Origin of the sequence: Rhodococcus sp. ENV425, from assembly GCF_002887785.1 — a bacterium.
GTDB lineage: Bacteria > Actinomycetota > Actinomycetes > Mycobacteriales > Mycobacteriaceae > Rhodococcus > Rhodococcus aetherivorans.
On record NZ_PCZU01000227.1, the window covers coordinates 10,470 to 26,991 of the forward strand.

At 69.8% G+C, this 16,522-nt stretch carries 16 protein-coding genes; 7 read left to right on the top strand and 9 right to left on the bottom strand.

All coding sequences use genetic code 11. From position 1 onward, the window contains the following. The coding region (locus CQZ88_RS19670) for an MFS transporter (protein WP_258008692.1) at positions 1-1,033 on the top strand (1,033 nt) is incomplete at its 5' end. Positions 1,034-1,132: 99 nt separating this feature from the next. Continuing rightward, positions 1,133-2,674, top strand: coding sequence for an acyl-CoA synthetase (locus tag CQZ88_RS19675; protein WP_102800185.1), 1,542 nt, complete (start codon positions 1,133-1,135; stop codon positions 2,672-2,674). A gap of 368 nt (positions 2,675-3,042) precedes the next feature. Here the strand turns inward: CQZ88_RS19675 and CQZ88_RS19680 are convergent, their stop codons facing one another. Beyond that, positions 3,043-3,420 carry a MerR family transcriptional regulator gene (locus tag CQZ88_RS19680; RefSeq protein WP_006944555.1) on the bottom strand — a complete coding sequence of 126 codons (378 nt, stop codon included), beginning with the start codon at positions 3,418-3,420 and terminating at the stop codon, positions 3,043-3,045. A 133-nt stretch (positions 3,421-3,553) separates the two neighbouring features. Between CQZ88_RS19680 and CQZ88_RS19685 the strand changes: the two genes are divergently transcribed. Further along, positions 3,554-5,170 carry a SulP family inorganic anion transporter gene (locus tag CQZ88_RS19685; protein ID WP_006944556.1) on the top strand — a complete coding sequence of 539 codons (1,617 nt, stop codon included), beginning with the start codon at positions 3,554-3,556 and terminating at the stop codon, positions 5,168-5,170. Between the two features lie 308 nt (positions 5,171-5,478). Here the strand turns inward: CQZ88_RS19685 and CQZ88_RS19695 are convergent, their stop codons facing one another. The 3 genes from CQZ88_RS19695 to CQZ88_RS19705 form a co-directional block, all read right to left on the bottom strand. Then, positions 5,479-6,708, bottom strand: coding sequence for an acyl-CoA dehydrogenase family protein (locus CQZ88_RS19695; protein WP_006944558.1), 1,230 nt, complete (start codon positions 6,706-6,708; stop codon positions 5,479-5,481). Between the two features lie 29 nt (positions 6,709-6,737). Continuing rightward, positions 6,738-7,799 (bottom strand): phosphotransferase family protein, encoded by a 1,062-nt coding sequence (locus CQZ88_RS19700; protein ID WP_029546980.1) that lies wholly within the window; start codon positions 7,797-7,799, stop codon positions 6,738-6,740. Positions 7,800-7,974: 175 nt separating this feature from the next. Beyond that, positions 7,975-8,604: a TetR/AcrR family transcriptional regulator gene (locus CQZ88_RS19705; protein ID WP_044476384.1), complete on the bottom strand. Its 630-nt coding sequence runs from the start codon at positions 8,602-8,604 to the stop codon at positions 7,975-7,977. A gap of 202 nt (positions 8,605-8,806) precedes the next feature. Here CQZ88_RS19705 and mihF point away from each other — a divergent pair, with 202 nt between their 5' ends. Further along, the gene (gene mihF, locus CQZ88_RS19710) at positions 8,807-9,124 is read left to right on the top strand and encodes an integration host factor, actinobacterial type (RefSeq protein WP_006944561.1); all 318 of its coding nucleotides are present in this window, start codon (positions 8,807-8,809) and stop codon (positions 9,122-9,124) included. Positions 9,125-9,244: 120 nt separating this feature from the next. Then, a complete protein-coding gene (locus CQZ88_RS19715) occupies positions 9,245-10,162 on the top strand; it encodes a cation diffusion facilitator family transporter (protein WP_006944562.1) in 918 nt (305 codons plus the stop codon). 70 nt (positions 10,163-10,232) lie between these two features. Here the strand turns inward: CQZ88_RS19715 and CQZ88_RS19720 are convergent, their stop codons facing one another. The 4 genes from CQZ88_RS19720 to CQZ88_RS19735 form a co-directional block, all read right to left on the bottom strand. Continuing rightward, a complete protein-coding gene (locus CQZ88_RS19720; protein ID WP_006944563.1) occupies positions 10,233-10,715 on the bottom strand; it encodes an iron chaperone in 483 nt (160 codons plus the stop codon). 34 nt (positions 10,716-10,749) lie between these two features. Continuing rightward, positions 10,750-11,418, bottom strand: a complete 669-nt coding sequence (locus CQZ88_RS19725) for a glyoxalase (RefSeq protein WP_029546976.1) — start codon at positions 11,416-11,418, stop codon at positions 10,750-10,752. A gap of 5 nt (positions 11,419-11,423) precedes the next feature. Next, positions 11,424-11,945, bottom strand: coding sequence for a helix-turn-helix transcriptional regulator (locus CQZ88_RS19730; RefSeq protein WP_102800187.1), 522 nt, complete (start codon positions 11,943-11,945; stop codon positions 11,424-11,426). Between the two features lie 139 nt (positions 11,946-12,084). Continuing rightward, positions 12,085-12,495 (bottom strand): VOC family protein, encoded by a 411-nt coding sequence (locus CQZ88_RS19735; RefSeq protein WP_029546974.1) that lies wholly within the window; start codon positions 12,493-12,495, stop codon positions 12,085-12,087. Positions 12,496-12,616: 121 nt separating this feature from the next. Here CQZ88_RS19735 and CQZ88_RS19740 point away from each other — a divergent pair, with 121 nt between their 5' ends. Both CQZ88_RS19740 and CQZ88_RS19745 read left to right on the top strand, forming a co-directional pair. After that, positions 12,617-13,066: a helix-turn-helix transcriptional regulator gene (locus CQZ88_RS19740; RefSeq protein WP_029546973.1), complete on the top strand. Its 450-nt coding sequence runs from the start codon at positions 12,617-12,619 to the stop codon at positions 13,064-13,066. A 56-nt stretch (positions 13,067-13,122) separates the two neighbouring features. Further along, positions 13,123-15,540 carry an ATP-binding cassette domain-containing protein gene (locus CQZ88_RS19745; protein WP_374703831.1) on the top strand — a complete coding sequence of 806 codons (2,418 nt, stop codon included), beginning with the start codon at positions 13,123-13,125 and terminating at the stop codon, positions 15,538-15,540. Between the two features lie 36 nt (positions 15,541-15,576). Here CQZ88_RS19745 and CQZ88_RS19750 read toward each other — a convergent pair whose 3' ends face one another. Further along, a complete protein-coding gene (locus CQZ88_RS19750) occupies positions 15,577-16,347 on the bottom strand; it encodes a thioesterase family protein (RefSeq protein WP_006935447.1) in 771 nt (256 codons plus the stop codon). Positions 16,348-16,522 lie beyond the last annotated feature (175 nt).

Below are 16,522 nucleotides of genomic sequence, written 5' to 3' on the forward strand. Positions count from 1 at the left end.
ACTCGTGACCGCCATCCTGCTCATGGGTGTCGCGACCACCCTGATCGGCTTCGTGCCGAACACGTCGATCACCTGGCTCGCCCCCGCGATGCTCGTCCTGCTGCGCATCTGCCAGGGACTGGCGGTCGGGGCGCAGTGGGGCGGCGCGGTCCTGCTGGCCACCGAGTACGCCCCGGCCCATCGCCGCGGCTTCTACGGAAGCTTCGCCCAGCTCGGCATCCCGATCGGCGTGGTGATGGGCAACGCGGTCTTCCTGGCGGTGGCGTGGGCGGTCTCGCCCGAGGCGTTCACCTCGTGGGGCTGGCGCGTGCCGTTCTGGATCAGCCTGTTCATGCTGTTCGTCGCCTTCGCCATCCACCGCTACCTCGAGGAGACCCCCGAGTTCCAGCAGGTGGAGGCCAAGCTCGCGGCCGCGCCGGCCCAGCGGCGTTCCCCGGTCCTCGAAGTCCTCCGGCACAACAGCAGCACCGTGCTCATGGCCGGCGGCACCTATCTCGTCGGCATCGTGATGTTCTACATCACCATCACCGGCTCGGTGCAGGTGGCCACGACCAACCTCGGCATCACCCGTTCGGACGTGCTGGCGATCATCCTGATCGCCGCGGGCGTACTCGTGCCGATGGTGCCGCTGACCGCCTACCTGTCGGACCGCTACGGCCGCAAGCTGATCTACGGCATCGGCATCGTCGGCATGGGCCTGTGGGCCGTGCCGATGTGGCTGCTCATCGGGGCGTCCTCGTCGGAGGACATCTGGCCGCTGGCCGTCGCGCTGATCGTCTCCTGCGTGGTGATGTCGTTCCAGACCGGGCCGCAGGCCGCCCTGTTCGCCGAACTCTTCCCCCCGGAGATCCGTTACTCCGGAGCGTCCCTGGGGTACCAGGCGGCAGCGATCCTCGGCGGCATGGCGCCCATGGCAATGGTCGCGCTGATCAACGGGGAGGTCGCCAACCTCTGGCGCGTGGGGCTGCTCATCGCGGCGCTCTCGGTCCTCGCCCTCGCCTGCCTGGTGGCCCTCGCCCGTCGTCGCGCCTGACCTCCCGGCGCCACTGCCCCTTCGGCGCCACTGACCCGTCGGCGCCACTGCCCTCCCGGGCGCCACTGACTCTCCGCCCGAACGAACACTGGAGACCCCATGTATCCCGGTGCCTACCTCGACACCACTGCGCACAAGCCGGCCGTGATCATGGCCGACACCGGCCGGACGGTCACCTTCGCCGAGCTCGAAGCCAACTCGATCCGCATTGCCCGCCACCTCCGCACGCTGGGACTGCGCCGCGGAGACCACGTCGCGGTGCTCGCCACCAACACTCCCCGGGTGTTCGACATCTACTGGGCGGCAATGCGGTCGGGCCTCTACGTCACGATGGTGAACTGGCATCTCACTCCCGGCGAGGCCGCCTACATCGTCGACGACTGCGGCGCGAAGGCCGTGCTCGTCGACGCCGCGCTGGAGGAGATCGCCCGGGTGCTTCCCACTCTGCTGCCGAACACCGAACACCGGCTCGCCTTCGGTGGCACGCTCCCCGGATACGCCGACCTGGACGCGGCCGCGGCCGCCGCGTCGGATGCCGCGCCCGCCGATCAGCCCCGGGGGGCGGACATGCTCTACTCGTCCGGCACCACGGGCCGCCCCAAGGGCATCAAGCCCGCGCTGCCCGACCGCCAGGTTCACGAACCCGGTGACACGATGACCGCCATGAACGCCTCGGTGTGGGGCGTAAATCCGGAGACGGTGTACCTGTCCCCCGCACCGCTGTACCACGCGGCACCGTTGCGCACCTGCGCCGCGGTGCAGGCCCTCGGCGGCACGGTCGTCGTGATGGGCCGCTTCGACCCCGAGAAGGCCCTCGAATACATCGAGCGGTACCGGGTCACCTACAGCCAGTGGGTGCCCACCATGTTCGTGCGCATGCTCAAACTGCCGGAGGACGTGCGCTCCCGCTACGACGTGTCCAGCCTGCAGGTCGCCGTGCACGCCGCGGCCCCCTGCCCGGTCGAGGTCAAGCGGCAGATGATCGCGTGGTGGGGCCCGATCCTGTCGGAGTACTACTCCTCCACCGAACTCAACGGCCTCACCCTCGTCGACACGGAGGAATGGCTGCGCAAACCCGGCACGGTGGGCCGGGCCGCGCTCGGCGTCGTCCACATCTGCGGCGAGAACGGCGAAGAACTGCCGGCGGGGCAGATCGGCACGATCTATTTCGAACGCGACCTGCTGCCGTTCGAGTACCACAACGCACCGGAGAAGACCCGCGACGCCCAGCACCCGCACCACCCGGCGTGGACGACGACCGGCGACGTCGGTTACCTGGACGAGGACGGGTATCTGTTCCTCACCGACCGTGATTCGTTCATGATCATCTCCGGCGGAGTCAACATCTACCCGCAGGAGATCGAGAACGCGCTCGTCGAGCATCCCAAGGTCCTCGACGCCGGCGTGATCGGGGTGCCCGATGCCGAGATGGGCGAGATCGTCACCGCGGTGATCCAACCGGCCCCCGGCTTCGACGGCGACGACGCGCTCGCCGCCGAACTGGCCGACCACCTCCGCGGTCGCCTCGCCAAGTACAAGCTCCCGCGCCGGATCGTGTTCAGTGACGACATGCCCCGGACACCGACCGGCAAGCTGGTCAAGCGCAAGCTGAAGGAGCGCTTCGTCGACACACCGGTGTGACGCCGGGCCGGGAAACCCGGTCGACGACGAAAACGACTCGGCCTGCCGCTCGTTGCGAACGCGGCAGGCCGAGTCGTCGTCGGTTCGCGGGTGCGTTCTCGCCGGTTCGGCAGCCCGCAGCCGTCCCGGCCGCAGCAGCGGTTCCAGTTCGCTCCACTGCGCCCGCAGTAGCCGCTACAGCCGAACGTGTCGGCGGCCGCCCACTGCACGGCATCCCGGTGACAGCTCAGTTCGATGCGGTCGCGTCGGGGCCGCTGTCCGCGGGCGGTCACGTCCACATCGAAATCGATGCCGGCGACGCGGTCGCCGGCGGGCGCGGGATCCGGTGCCCGTCCTCGGCGCAGTCACCGCCGACGCCGACGGCAGGGTCAGGCTCCGGTGGCGTGCTCACCCAGGATGGTGGTGAGTTCTTCCGCGTACGCGAGCTGCGTGCGCAGACGAGCGCAACTGTCCTCGGCCCGCCGATGGAACTCCGCCAGCACGCCGCGTGCGTCGGCGGCCCCCTGCCCGGAGGTCGCGGCGGCGGCGATCCGATCGAGAGCGGCGAGCAACGCGCGCATCTCGTCGAGGGTGAACCCGAGCGGTTTCATCCGCCGGATCACCAGCAGGCGCTGCACGTCGTCCTCGGTGTAGAGGCGGAACCCGCCGGCGCTGCGGGCGGACGGGGTGACCAGGCCGACCTCGTCGTAGTGACGGATGGTCTTGATCGACAGCTCGGTGCGCGCAGCCACCTGCCCGATCTGCATATGCCCCGAATCGATAGTCACAGCCGCACCCTTTCCTCCCGGTCGCGCCTCCACCGTAGCGAGCGGCCCGACCCTCGATTCGAACTCTACCCTCACCGGAGGGTAGAGTTCTGCGGGTTCCGCGGACGAGACGATGCCGTCCCGCCCGCGCGGGGGCGTCGCCCCCGGCTTCTCATGGAAAGAAGACACGACTGTGACAACTCCTGCCGGGACAACTCCTGCCGGCAACGCGCCGGCCGTCCACGAGGCGGACGACGATCCCGTCCTCTCGGTGCGCGCCGCCCTGCGCTCCCCGAAACGCCTGAAGACCGAGATCCTGGCCGGCCTGGTCGTGGCCCTGGCACTGATCCCGGAGGCGATTTCGTTCTCGATCATCGCCGGCGTCGACCCGCGGGTCGGGCTGTTCGCCTCGTTCACCATGGCCGTGACGATCTCCATCGTCGGTGGCCGGCCGGCGATGATCTCTGCCGCCACCGCCGCGATCGCGTTGGTCGTCGCGCCGGTGGCCCGCGAGCACGGCTTCGACTATCTCGTCGCCACCGTCCTCCTGGGCGGCCTGTTCCAGGTGGTGCTGTCGGTCCTCGGAGTGGCCAAGCTGATGCGGTTCATCCCGCGCAGCGTCATGGTGGGCTTCGTCAACGCCCTGGCCGTCCTGATCTTCACCGCCCAGCTGCCGCACCTGATCGACGTCCCGTGGTTGGTCTACCCGCTGGTCGCCGTCGGACTCGGCGTGATGGTGTTCCTCCCCAAGCTCACTTCCGTGGTCCCGGCGCCGCTGGTGGCGATCGCGGTGCTCACCGCCGCCGTGCTCGCCTTCGGCTGGGACGTGCCGAACGTCGGCGACGAGGGTGCGCTGCCCGAGTCCCTCCCGGCGCTGTTCCTCCCCGACGTGCCGCTGACCACGCAGACCTTCGCGATCATCGCCCCCTACGCGCTCGCGATGGCCCTGGTCGGCCTGCTCGAATCCCTGATGACCGCCAAACTGGTCGACGACATCACCGACACCCACTCGAACAAGACCCGTGAGGGCTGGGGCCAGGGGGTTGCCAACCTGGTCACCGGATTCTTCGGCGGCATGGGCGGCTGCGCGATGATCGGCCAGACCATGATCAACGTCAAGGTCTCCGGGGCCCGCACCCGCATCTCCACCTTCCTGGCCGGGGTGTTCCTCCTGATCCTCGTCGTCGCCCTCGGTGACGTCGTCGCCCTGATCCCCATGGCCGCCCTCGTGGCGGTGATGATCATGGTGTCGGTCGCCACCCTCGACTGGCACAGCATCGCCCCGCGCACCCTGAAGCTGATGCCGCGCAGCGAAACCCTCGTGATGCTGGTGACAGTCGCCGCGACCGTGATCACCCACAACCTCGCGATCGGGGTGATCCTCGGCGTGGTCACCGCGATGGTGCTCTTCGCCCGCCGGGTCGCCCACCTGACCAGCATCGAGAAGGTCTCCGAAGCCGACACCGACCACGACGGCAAGGTCGACACCCGTGTCTACAAGGTGCACGGCGAGCTGTTCTTCGCCTCCTCCAACGACCTGATCTACCAGTTCGACTACGTGGGCGACCCGCGCAACGTCGTCATCGACCTGACCGGCGCCGACATCTGGGACGCCTCCACCGTGGCCACCCTCGACGCGATCCGGCACAAGTACGCCAACAAAGGTAAGAGCGTCGAGATCGTCGGCCTCGACGGCGCCGGCCTCGAACGCCTCGACCGGCTCTCCGGGCGACTCGGCGAAGGTCACTAGCTGCCGGTGTGCTCGCCTCGTCCATGCGGGCGCGTGCTCGACGAGCTGCGCACCGCCCGGCCGGTGCGAGTGGTGGATCTACCGGTTCCGAAGTCGCGCGGATCGACGCCGGAGTGTGGCCGACCGAGTGCGATCCCTCGGGGCACCTGCACACCCGGTGTTGGGCGGCCGTCGTTCTCGTCGCGAATCCGGATGTCGACGGCGCGCAGGAGCGGCCCCGCCACGACGAGCACACTCCGGCGTGGATGCTCGCCGTCTCCCCTGCCGCCCCACTCACCCTGCCGTCGTCGTCGCGGTGCGGTGTGGTCCTATCCGCGGACCTCGCGCAGCACCGGAGTCGCGGCGAACTCGGCGCGAGCGAGGGACCGGCGGTGCACCTGATCGGGGCCGTCGGCGATCTGCAGGAACCGCGCCTGCGAGTACAGCATTGCGAGCGGTGTGTCCTGGGACAGTCCCGCACCGCCGAAGATCTGGATGGCGTCGTCGACGATCTTCTTCACCGTCAGCGGCACCATGACCTTGGCGGCGGCGATGTCGTGCCGGGCGGCCTTGGCGCCCTCGACATCCATCCGCCACGCGGCGCGCAGCACCATCAGGCGGGCCGCATCCACCTGGATGCGTGCGTCGGCGACGGTGGCCTGCACGACCCCTTCGTCGGCCAGCGGCCTGCCGAATGCGACGCGGGTGCGCGCCCGCTCCGTCATCAGCGCGACGGCGCGTTCGGCCATGCCGATCAGGCGCATGCAGTGGTGGATCCGGCCCGGGCCCAGGCGGGCCTGCGCGACGGCGAAACCCTTGCCGCGCGGGCCGAGCAGGTTCGCCTTGGGCACCCGCACCCGGTCGAAGACGATCTCGCCGTGCCCGCCCTCGTGCCGGTCGTCGAACCCGAGCACGGACGTGGAGCGGACGATGTCCAGGCCCGGCGTCTCCATCGGGACCAGCACGATGGAGTGCCGGGATCCGGCCGGAGCGCCGGGATCGGTGACCCCCATGACCATCGCGACGCGGCAGTCCTCCCGCAGTGCGGCGGTGGACCACCATTTGCGTCCGGTGAGCACCCACTCGTCGCCGTCGTCGGCGATCTCGAGGCGGACGTTGCTCGCGTCCGAGCTGGCGACGTCGGGTTCGGTCATCGAGAAGCAGGACCGGATCTCACCTTCCAGCAGGGGGCCGAGCCACTGCTGCTTCTGGGCGTCGGTGCCGTAGCGGGCGAGCAGCTCCATGTTCCCGGTGTCCGGCGCGGCGCAGTTGAGCGCCTCCGGGGCGAGATGCGGGCTCCATCCGGTCAATTCGGCCAGCGGGGCGTATTCGAGATTGGTCAGGCCGGCCCCGCCCGCCTCGGGGAGGAAGAGGTTCCACAGCCCCTGCCGCTTGGCGGAAGCCTTGAGGTCGGCCATGATCGGCGGGGCACCCCAGTAGTCGGGCTTGCTCGCGAGCTGCTGCGCGGCGATCGGCTCGGCCGGCAGGATGCGTTCCTGCAGGAAGCCGGTGAGCCGGTCCTGCAGTTCGCGGACCTTGGGGCTGTATTCGAAATCCATTGTTGCTCCGATTCTGAGGGAGTGATCGCCTAGCGGCGCAGTTCGGGAAGGGCCGAGGTGGCAGCGAGATCGAGGGCGCGCCGGAGCAACGGCCCGACCATGTCGGCGATGCCGTCGAAGCCCTCCCCCACCGTCTCGCCCCGGTCGTGGCGGGCACCGATGCCCTCGAGGATGACGGCGATCTTGAAGTCGGCGAAGACGGTGTACCAGTCGATGTCGGCGAGATCGATTCCGCGCGCGGCGGCGTAGCGCTCGAGCAGCTCCGTGCGGGTGGGGAATCCGTCGAGGGTGGCGAGGCCGCGGGTGATGGGGTTGTATGCCGCACCGGGAACATCCCAGAAGCTCAGCATGATTCCCACGTCGGCGAGGGTGTCGCCGAGGGTGGCCATCTCCCAGTCGAGCACGGCGGCGATGCGTCCGCGATCCTGCGGCGCGGCGAGGACGTTGTCGAGCTTGACGTCGCCGTGGACGATCCCGGGGTGGCGGGTCTGCGGCAGCGCGCGACGGAGCTTGTCGAGCAGCACCGCCACCTCGGGCCGGTCGACGCGGCGAGAGGCCTCCCACTGCTTCGCCCACCGGCCGAGCTGGCGCTCGAGGTAGCCGTCCGGACGGCCGAAGCTGCCGAGCCCGACGGCGTCGGGGTCGATGTCGTGCAGCGCGGCCAGGGTGTCGGCGAGCGAGAACCCGAGGCGGCGACGCTCGTCGGCGGTGAGGGCCGAGGCCTGTTCGACGGTACCGACGGCCACGCCGTCGACGAGTTCCATCAGATAGAACTTCGCGCCGAGGATGCTCTCGTCCTCGCACAGGTGCACCGCGCGGGGCACGGGGACGGACGTGCCACCGAGGGCGTTGATGACGGTGAACTCGCGCCGCATGTCGTGCGCGCTGGGCAGCACGTGCCCGTACGGCGGTCGGCGCAGCACCCATGCGTGCTCGTCGTCGGCGAGCCGGTAGGTGGGGTTGGAGCGGCCACCGCCGATGAGGGAGGCGGTGAGCGCGCCGGTGACCTCACCGCCGAGTACGCGCTGCAGGTGGACGGTCAGCGCGTCGAGATCGAGGTCGGCGACGGCGCCCGCAGGCGATGCAGTCATCGCGGATTCCTTCCTGCGTCGGCCTGTCGGCCAAACGATCGTTCGGATGACCTACAGAGTCGCCGAACGAGCGTTCGGTGTCAACACGGTCACCGACGTACGGGGATTCATCTGCGATAATGCCGATGCGGGAGGAAAATGCTGCAGCACCGAAGAGGCGGCAGCCGATCAATCGTTAGGAATCAGAGAGGCCGCCGTGACGGGGACGGTGCTGCACCATCGCCAGGGCCAGATCCGCGTAGCGGTCCGCGAGCTCCTCCGGCCGCAGCGGCCCGTCGGACCGCCACCAGGCGCACACCGACTGGCCCATGTTGATGATTCCGCGCACCGCATCGCGCGGGAACTCCACCTCGAAGGCCCCCTCCTCGACGCCCCGCTCGACGACGTCGCGGAACAGACCCTCCTGTTCGTCACGCAGCGCGACGACGAGCCGGCGACCGGCCTCGTTCAGGCTGCGCAGCTCCGTCGCACCGACCAGCGCATCGAGCTGCCGGGTGGTGTGGAACATGACCCACGCGCGCACCAGCGCCTGCAGCTGCGCGTCCGGCGAACCCCCCGCCCGCAGCAACGCCCCGCGGGTCATGGCGATCGCATCGTGCAGCGCCCGGGTCATGATGTCCTGCAGGATCTCCTGCTTGGACTTGAAGTGGTGGTAGATCGAGGCGACGGTGATGTCGGCGTCCCGGGCGATGTCGCGCATCGAGGTGCCGTGGTACCCGCGCTCGTTCATGTTCCGCATCGCCGAGTCGAGGATCGCCTGCCGGCCGTTGCCGGTCCCGACCGTAGCCGCCTTCGCCGCGCACATCGTCAACTCCGTCCCGCCGGTCGTGAACCGGTGACAGCGTAGTCGCAGGGCACGGGCCGGGATCGGCCGGATCCGCACCGCGAACCCCGCGGATCTGCCGTCCCCGCGTGCCGGAACGACGAATTGTCGGTCCGACCTGGCAGCATCAGCCGCGGCAGCCTCGCCCGGGGCCGCTCACCATCGGACAACACAGGGGGCCGTCATGCCAGCACCCGTTCTCACCGACGAACAGCGCACCGCCGCACTCGCCAAGGCCGCCGAAGTGCGCAAGGCCCGCAGCGAGCTGCTCGCCGCCGTCAAGGCCGGAGAGCTCGACGTCTCGGCCGTGCTCGACAAGGCGGAGACCGACGAGGTCGTGAAGAAGACGAAGGTCTCGGCCCTGATCAAGGCGCTGCCCGGCGTCGGCGCGGTCAAGGCCGCCAAGCTCCTCGAGCAGCTGTCGATCCCGGACACCCGCCGCATCGGAGGCCTCGGCGCCAACCAGCGTCAGGCGCTGCTCGACGCCACGACGGCCGCCTGACGCACCGTCCGACCCGACGCAGGTGTTCCCGCGCCCCGAAGTGGGAACACCTGCCCGGGCGCGTTCTGCGCCGACCGCGCGCTCCGCGACCGAGGAGACCGACGGACCGGGAGGAGCCGGATGGGGACGACGTCGACGCCCGAATCGCGGCAGCGGCAGGATCGGCTGCTGTTCCGCTTCATGCTGCTCTCGCTGGCCGCCGCCGTGGTCACCATCGTCCTCAAGGCGAGCGCCGCGTGGGCAACCGGCTCGGTCGGGTTCCTCTCCGACGCCCTCGAATCCGGGGTCAACCTCGTCGCCGCAGTGGTGGCGCTGATCGCACTGCGGGTGGCGGCCCGGCCCCCGGACGCCAGCCACCACTTCGGTCACGGCAAGGCCGAGTACGTCTCCGCCCTGGTCGAGGGTGCGATGATCTTCGTCGCGGCCACCGCGATCGTCTGGACCGCGATCGAACGCCTGATCAGTCCGATTCCGCTCGTCCAGCCCGGGCTCGGGCTGGCCCTGACGACCGTCGCCTCCCTGATCAACCTGGCCGTCGGGATCACCCTGCAGCGCGTGGGTCGCACGCACCGCTCGATCACGCTCGTCGCGGACGGCAAGCACCTGTTGACCGACGTGTGGACCTCCGCCGGAGTGATCGTCGGCATCGTGCTGGTCACCGTCACCGGCTGGGAACCCCTGGATCCGATCGTGGCCCTCGTCGTGGGTGTCAACATCCTGTGGACCGGATACCGGCTGCTTCGCGGCTCGGTCAGCGGCCTGCTCAGCGCCGCCCTCCCCCAGCACGAACAGGACCAGGTCAACGCCGTGCTGGACCGGTTCCGCGCCGAGTGCCCGGTCGAGTTCGCGCCGCTGCGCACCGTCGAATCGGGCCGGCAACGCCAGGTGTTCGTCGTCGTGACCGTTCCGGGCGACTGGACCGTGCGGACCGCCCACGACATGGCCGACCGCATCGAGGCGGCCATCGACGCGGTGCTGCCGCACACCGAGACCTTCATCCACGTGGAACCGGCCACCGCCGGGCCCGGCAACGCCTGACCCCGGTCCGCCTCGTCACGGTCGTCGGCTCGGCTCGATCGGGTTCAACGCAACGCCGGCACCGACGGCCTCAGCCCACGGCCTTCCTCACGAGCGCGCTGATGCGCTGTTCTTGGGCTGCGGTCAGCTCCTTCAGGGCGTAGGCGATCGGCCACATGGCGCCGTCGTCGAGCGCCGCCTCGTCGCTGAAGCCGAGCGTGGCATACCTCGACCCGAACTTCTGCGCGCTCTGGAAGTGGCAGAGGACCTTGCCGTTTCTGGCGTACGCGGGCATCCCGTACCAGAGCTTCGGCGCGAGGTCCGGAGCGGCGGTCTTGATGATGTCGTGGATCCGCTCGGCGAGGACCCGGTCCGCTTCCGGCATCTCGGCGATCTTCGCGAGCACGTCCCGCTCCGCTGCCGCCTCCTTCTCCGCCCGCGAACCGCGCCGCGCCGCCGCCTTCTTCTGCTCCTGCGCGTGCTCCTTCATCGCGGCCCGCTCCTCGGCGGTGAATCCGTGGTACTGCTCGGTGCTCGCGCCGGAGTTCTCGGTGGACGACTTCGGTTGCTGCATGGCAGGTTTCCTCTCACAACAGGGATGAGGCAGGTCAGGACTGTGCAGGCACCGCGGGCGGCGCGGGGGTGAGCGATGTGGCAGCCTCCCAGGCGAATCCGTCCGGGTCGATGAAGGGGCCGGCCGTGCTGCCGAGGACGATGCGGTGCGAGCCGGTGCCGTCGGCGGGGACGCCGAGGTCCTTGGCCAGGCCGCGACGCTTGTACAGCGCCAGCTTGACGGGGCTGGACTCGCCGGCAGTGAACTGGGCATACTTGCCGCCGAAGCTCTTGGCCACGGTCAGGCCCCGGCCGACGTAGAACTGCTTGCTGGCCTTCACGTCCTCCACACCGAGCAGCAGGACGATCTCGTCGATCTCACAGGTGGCCGGGCCGGTGTCCTTCTTCGCCGAGGTCGCGACCTTCCAGATCGTCCCGTCCGGGGCCTGGACGACTCCGCCGTAGCCCCAGAGCGACTTCGCGGCGGGCCTGAGCACCGTGGCGCCGGCGTCCACGGCGGCGCCGAGGAAGCTGTCGACGGTGGCCGGCCGGGACACCGTGAGCGCCAGGGTGAAGCCACGGAATCCGGTGGAGTGCGACTCGGATGCCCGCAGGCGTAGGTACGTGTCCACGCCGAAGGCGGTGTAGAAGCGGTGGGCGGTCTCGGGGTCGGCCACCTCGAGGGTGACAGATGCGATGGACGTGTCGGATGCGGTGGTTGTCATGACCATCACGCTAGGGACTGCTTGCAGGCCGGGGCTTCTCGATTCCTGACCGGTCGTGCCACCTGCTTCGCCACACACGCCGGCATCCCGCCCGTCATGACCGCAGAGCCCGCATCGCGGGCCGTACCCGCAGCATCGTCATGGCCGGACGCAACATCCGCCGCCAGGCGCCGGAAGACGCCGGGCGGCATGCCGACCAGCTCGGTGAAGCGGGTGGTGAACGTGCCCAGCGACGCGCAGCCGACCGCGAAACACACCTCGGTGACGCTGAGATCGCCGCGACGCAACAGCGCCATCGCGCGTTCGATGCGCCGCGTCATCAGGTACGCGTACGGCGACTCCCCGTACGCGGCCCGGAACTGGCGGCTGAGGTGCCCGGCCGACATGTGCACGCCACGGGCGAGCGCCTCGACGTCCAGCGGCTGCGCGTACTCCCGATCGATCCGGTCGCGAACGCGGCGCAGCCGCGCGAGATCGGTCCGGCGCTGCGCGTCGGCGCGTGCACGCCGCCATTCGGGCCGACACATGAGAGCACTCCCCTCTCCGTCTTCCGCGCGGCCCTGGTGGGCCGTCGGCAGGGCGGGCACCTCTGCGACGGTGCGCTGCCGCCCTTGTTGCCGGTGGTCGCCGTGCCGGCCGGCACGGCCGCATCGACGCCCGTACGTCTCAGCGAAGCTCCTGGATGCGGACCATGTTGCCCGCGGGGTCGCGGAAGGCGCAGTCGCGGATGCCGTACGGCTGTTCGGTCGGCTCCTGGACGACCTCGGTGTCGCCGGCCTGCACCTTTTCGAATGTGGCGTCGAGGTCCCGGGTGGCCAGCAGGATCCAGCCGTAGGTGCCCTTCGCCATCATCTCGGCGATGGTGCGGCGCTCGTCGTCGGTGATGCCCGGGTCGGCGGCCGGCGGCGCCAGGAGGAGGGACGTGTCGGGCTGACCGGCCGGGCCGACCGTGATCCAGCGCATCCTGCCCTGCCCCACGTCGCTGCGGACCTCGAAGCCGAGGACGTCGCGGTAGAAGGCGAGCGACGCGTCCGGGTCGTCGTGCGGCAGGAAGCTCGTGTGAATGGTGATATCCATGACGAGCAGGTTAGGAGCGGCTCCGTGTCCCGCGCTTCTCGATTCCTGATCGATCCGGCCTCGTGGGGGGGGCGGTCGGCAGCGCTGGGCAACTCCGCTGCGACGTGGCACGATCGCGTGGGTGACCAGCAGACCCGCTGACGCGCAGCACCTGCGTGACCTCGCGCGGCTGCGCCGCGTCCGTGACCGGATCGATCGGGAGTACGCGCAGCCGCTGGACGTCGAGGCGCTCGCCCGTGGCGTGCACATGTCGGCCGGGCACCTCAGCCGCCAGTTCCGGGCCGCGTACGGGGAGTCGCCGTACGCGTACCTGATGACGCGGCGCATCGAACGCGCGATGGCGCTGTTGCGTCGCGGCGATCTCAGCGTCACCGAGGTGTGTTTCGCGGTCGGCTGCGCGTCGCTGGGGACCTTCAGCACTCGCTTCACCGAATTGGTCGGTGTGCCCCCCAGCGTCTATCGGCGTCAGGCCGCGCGCACGGCGGCGGGGATGCCGTCGTGCGTCGCGAAGACGGTGACCAGACCGATCAGGAATCGAGAAGCGGGAGTCACCGAGCCGCACCTAGCCTGACCGCCATGGACGTCACCATTGACTCGAGCTTTCCCTTCCCGGCAGATGGAGACACCATGAGCATGGCCACGAGGACGGACACGCGGTCGTCTGCGCCGCACGTTGCGGACAGTCACGATCTGATCCGCGTGCACGGTGCGCGCGTGAACAACCTCAAGGACATCAGCGTCGAGATCCCGAAGCGCCGGCTGACGGTGTTCACCGGCGTCTCCGGTTCGGGCAAGAGCTCTCTGGTGTTCGGCACCATCGCCGCGGAGTCGCAGCGGATGATCAACGAGACCTACAGCGCCTTCGTGCAGGGTTTCATGCCGACGCTGGCGCGGCCCGAGGTCGACGTCCTCGAAGGATTGACGACCGCGATCATCGTCGACCAGGAGCGGATGGGCTCGAACCCCCGCTCCACCGTCGGCACCGCCACCGACGCAAACGCGATGCTGCGCATCCTCTTCAGCCGGCTGGGGCAGCCGCACATCGGCTCGCCCAACGCGTACTCGTTCAACGTCCCCTCGGTGAAGGCCAGCGGTGCGATCACGGTCGAACGCGGCGCCGGCAAGACGAAGACCGAGAGGGCGACCTTCACCCGGCTCGGCGGCATGTGTCCGCGCTGTGAGGGGATGGGCGCGGTCACCGACTTCGACCTGTCCGCGTTGTACGACGACGGTCTGTCGCTCAACGAGGGTGCGCTCACGATCCCCGGTTACAGCATGGACGGCTGGTACGGCCGGATCTACCGGGGCTGCGGCTTCTTCGACCCGGACAAACCGATCCGCAAGTACACCAGGAAGGAACTGCACGACCTGCTGTACAAGGAGCCGACCAAGATCAAGGTCGAAGGGATCAACCTGACGTACGAGGGGCTGATCCCGAAGATCCAGAAGTCGATGCTGTCCAAGGACGTCGACGCACTGCAGCCGCATATCCGGGCGTTCGTGGAACGGGCCGTGACCTTCTCCACCTGCCCCGAGTGCGACGGCACCCGGCTCGGCAAGGAGGCCCGGTCGTCGAAGATCAAGGGAAAGAACATCGCCGACGTCTGCTCGATGCAGATCAGCGACCTGGCCGTCTGGGTCCGGAGCCTCGACGAACCGTCGGTGGCCCCGCTGCTCACCGGGCTGCAACACCTTCTCGACTCGTTCGCCGAGATCGGGTTGGGGTACCTCTCACTCGACCGGCCGGCGGGCACCCTCTCCGGGGGAGAGGCACAGCGCACCAAGATGATCCGCCACCTCGGTTCCTCGCTCACCGACGTCACGTACGTGTTCGACGAACCCACCATCGGCCTGCACCCGCACGACATCGCGCGTATGAACGACCTGCTGCTGCAGCTGCGCGACAAGGGCAACACGGTGCTCGTCGTCGAGCACAAGCCGGAGGCGATCGCGATCGCCGACCACGTCGTCGACCTCGGACCGCGCGCCGGCACCGAGGGCGGCGAGGTGGTGTTCGAGGGCACCGTCGAGGGGCTGCGTGCCAGTGGCACGCTCACCGGGCGGCACCTGGACGACCGCGCGTCGGTGAAGCCCTCGGTGCGGACACCGTCGGGTGTGCTGGAAGTGCGCGGCGCCGGCACCCACAACCTGCAGGACGTCGACGTGGACATTCCGCTCGGCGTGCTGGTCGTCCTCACCGGGGTGGCGGGCTCGGGCAAGAGCTCGCTGATCGACGGTTCGGTGTCCGGGCGCGACGGAGTGGTGTCGGTCGACCAGGGGGCGATCAAGGGCTCGCGGCGGAGCAACCCGGCGACGTACACCGGACTGCTCGACCCGATCCGGAAGGCGTTCGCGAAGACCAACGGCGTGAAGCCGGCGTTGTTCAGCGCCAACTCCGAGGGCGCGTGCCCCGCCTGCAACGGCGCCGGAGTCATCTACACCGACCTGGGCGTCATGGCCACCGTCGAATCCACCTGCGAGGACTGCGAGGGGAGGCGGTTCCAGGCCGAGGTGCTGGAGTACACGTTCGGCGGCCGGAGCATCGCCGACGTGCTCGCGATGCCGGTGGCCGAGGCCGAGGAGTTCTTCGGCGCCGGCGAGGCGCGGATCCCGGCGGCCCACAAGATTCTGCAGCGGCTCGCCGACGTCGGGCTCGGCTACGTCACCCTCGGCCAGCCGCTCACCACGTTGTCCGGCGGTGAGCGGCAGCGACTCAAGCTGGCCACCCGGATGGCCGAGAAGGGCGGCGTCTACGTCCTCGACGAACCGACAACCGGCCTCCACCTCGCCGACGTCGAGCAACTGCTCGGCCTGCTCGACAGGCTCGTCGACTCCGGCAAGTCCGTCATCGTCATCGAGCACCACCAGGCGGTCATGGCGCACGCCGACTGGATCATCGACCTCGGCCCCGGCGCCGGCCACGACGGTGGCCGGATCGTCTTCGAGGGCACACCCGCCGACCTCGTCACCACCCGCTCCACCCTCACCGGCGAGCACCTCGCGGCCTATGTCGGCGCCCGGACGGGCCCGTCGCGGACACCGTGAGGCGAGTTCGCCCCACGGGTGCGACAGCTCTCGCCGTCAGTTGGGGCGGACGGTGAGGATCTGGGACACGGTGCCGACGGGGCCGTGCGTGTCGTGGAGGACGCTGCTGGTCAGCCCCAGGCCGTCGGGACCGAACGAGACGGTGGTGTCGAAGCCGAGCCAGTCGCCCCGGGGTTCGGTGAACAGGTGGGCGGTGAGGTCGACGTTGGGGAAGGCGACGTCTTTCGGGGACACGCGCACGGTCATGCCGTTGGCGATGTCGAACAGTCCCGCGGCACCGGCCAGCGCGCTGACCTTCTCGTCGAGCACGAGGGGCAGCGGCGTGCGCACCCAGTACGCCGCCCGGCCGGGCTCGAGCTGGATGCGGCGGATCTCGGTGGAGGCGATGAACCCGCCCGGCCACACCGTCGAGGCGTCCCAGGGAGCCATGGCGTCGGGCGGGTCGATCCGCGGCAGCGACGTCGCCTCCAGCGCGGGGGTGGGGCGGGATTGCATGAGCCAGGCCCGCAGCCGTACGACGGCGCGACCGTCGTGGGCGAGGACGGCCTCGACGAGCTCGATGGTGCGCCCGGGACGCAGGACGGTGACGGTGGTCTCGACCGTGTCGACCGGGACGGTGCCGAGGATGTCGTAGGACAGGCGGCCGACGACCAGTCCGTCGTCGCGGCGTGCGTCACGGTCGCATTCCACGGCGTGGACCAGCAGACCCAGTGCGGGCGCGATGTGCTGCTCCTGCGGGTTCCAGGCACCGCTGACGTGGTGGGTCGGCCGGAACGCGGCCGGACCGATCCGTTCGAAGTAGGTCATCTGCTGCTCCTTGCGCGGGGTCGGTGACTCATCCGGGCATGATCCCAGTCGATCACGACCCTCTTCGGACCGGACGGGTGCGGCGCAGAGCGACGGCAGCCCGCCCCCTGGTCGGCCAGGGGGCGGGCTGCCGCGTATTTCGGACGGTGCGGGATCAGGCGGGGACGTGGGCCTC

Excerpts from the sequence above, each read along its gene's own strand:
- mihF (WP_006944561.1), top strand. The coding sequence starts at position 8,807 with ATGCCAGCACCCGTTCTCACCGACGAACAGCGCACCGCCGCACTCGCC.
- CQZ88_RS19695 (WP_006944558.1), bottom strand. The coding sequence starts at position 6,708 with ATGGATTTCGAATACAGCCCCAAGGTCCGCGAACTGCAGGACCGGCTC.
- CQZ88_RS19735 (WP_029546974.1), bottom strand. The coding sequence starts at position 12,495 with ATGGATATCACCATTCACACGAGCTTCCTGCCGCACGACGACCCGGAC.
- CQZ88_RS19680 (WP_006944555.1), bottom strand. The coding sequence starts at position 3,420 with ATGCAGATCGGGCAGGTGGCTGCGCGCACCGAGCTGTCGATCAAGACC.
- CQZ88_RS19705 (WP_044476384.1), bottom strand. The coding sequence starts at position 8,604 with ATGTGCGCGGCGAAGGCGGCTACGGTCGGGACCGGCAACGGCCGGCAG.
- CQZ88_RS19675 (WP_102800185.1), top strand. The coding sequence starts at position 1,133 with ATGTATCCCGGTGCCTACCTCGACACCACTGCGCACAAGCCGGCCGTG.
- CQZ88_RS19715 (WP_006944562.1), top strand. The coding sequence starts at position 9,245 with ATGGGGACGACGTCGACGCCCGAATCGCGGCAGCGGCAGGATCGGCTG.
- CQZ88_RS19720 (WP_006944563.1), bottom strand. The coding sequence starts at position 10,715 with ATGCAGCAACCGAAGTCGTCCACCGAGAACTCCGGCGCGAGCACCGAG.
- CQZ88_RS19730 (WP_102800187.1), bottom strand. The coding sequence starts at position 11,945 with ATGTGTCGGCCCGAATGGCGGCGTGCACGCGCCGACGCGCAGCGCCGG.
- CQZ88_RS19685 (WP_006944556.1), top strand. The coding sequence starts at position 3,554 with ATGCCGTCCCGCCCGCGCGGGGGCGTCGCCCCCGGCTTCTCATGGAAA.
- CQZ88_RS19700 (WP_029546980.1), bottom strand. The coding sequence starts at position 7,799 with ATGACTGCATCGCCTGCGGGCGCCGTCGCCGACCTCGATCTCGACGCG.
- CQZ88_RS19745 (WP_374703831.1), top strand. The coding sequence starts at position 13,123 with ATGAGCATGGCCACGAGGACGGACACGCGGTCGTCTGCGCCGCACGTT.
- CQZ88_RS19725 (WP_029546976.1), bottom strand. The coding sequence starts at position 11,418 with ATGACAACCACCGCATCCGACACGTCCATCGCATCTGTCACCCTCGAG.
- CQZ88_RS19750 (WP_006935447.1), bottom strand. The coding sequence starts at position 16,347 with ATGACCTACTTCGAACGGATCGGTCCGGCCGCGTTCCGGCCGACCCAC.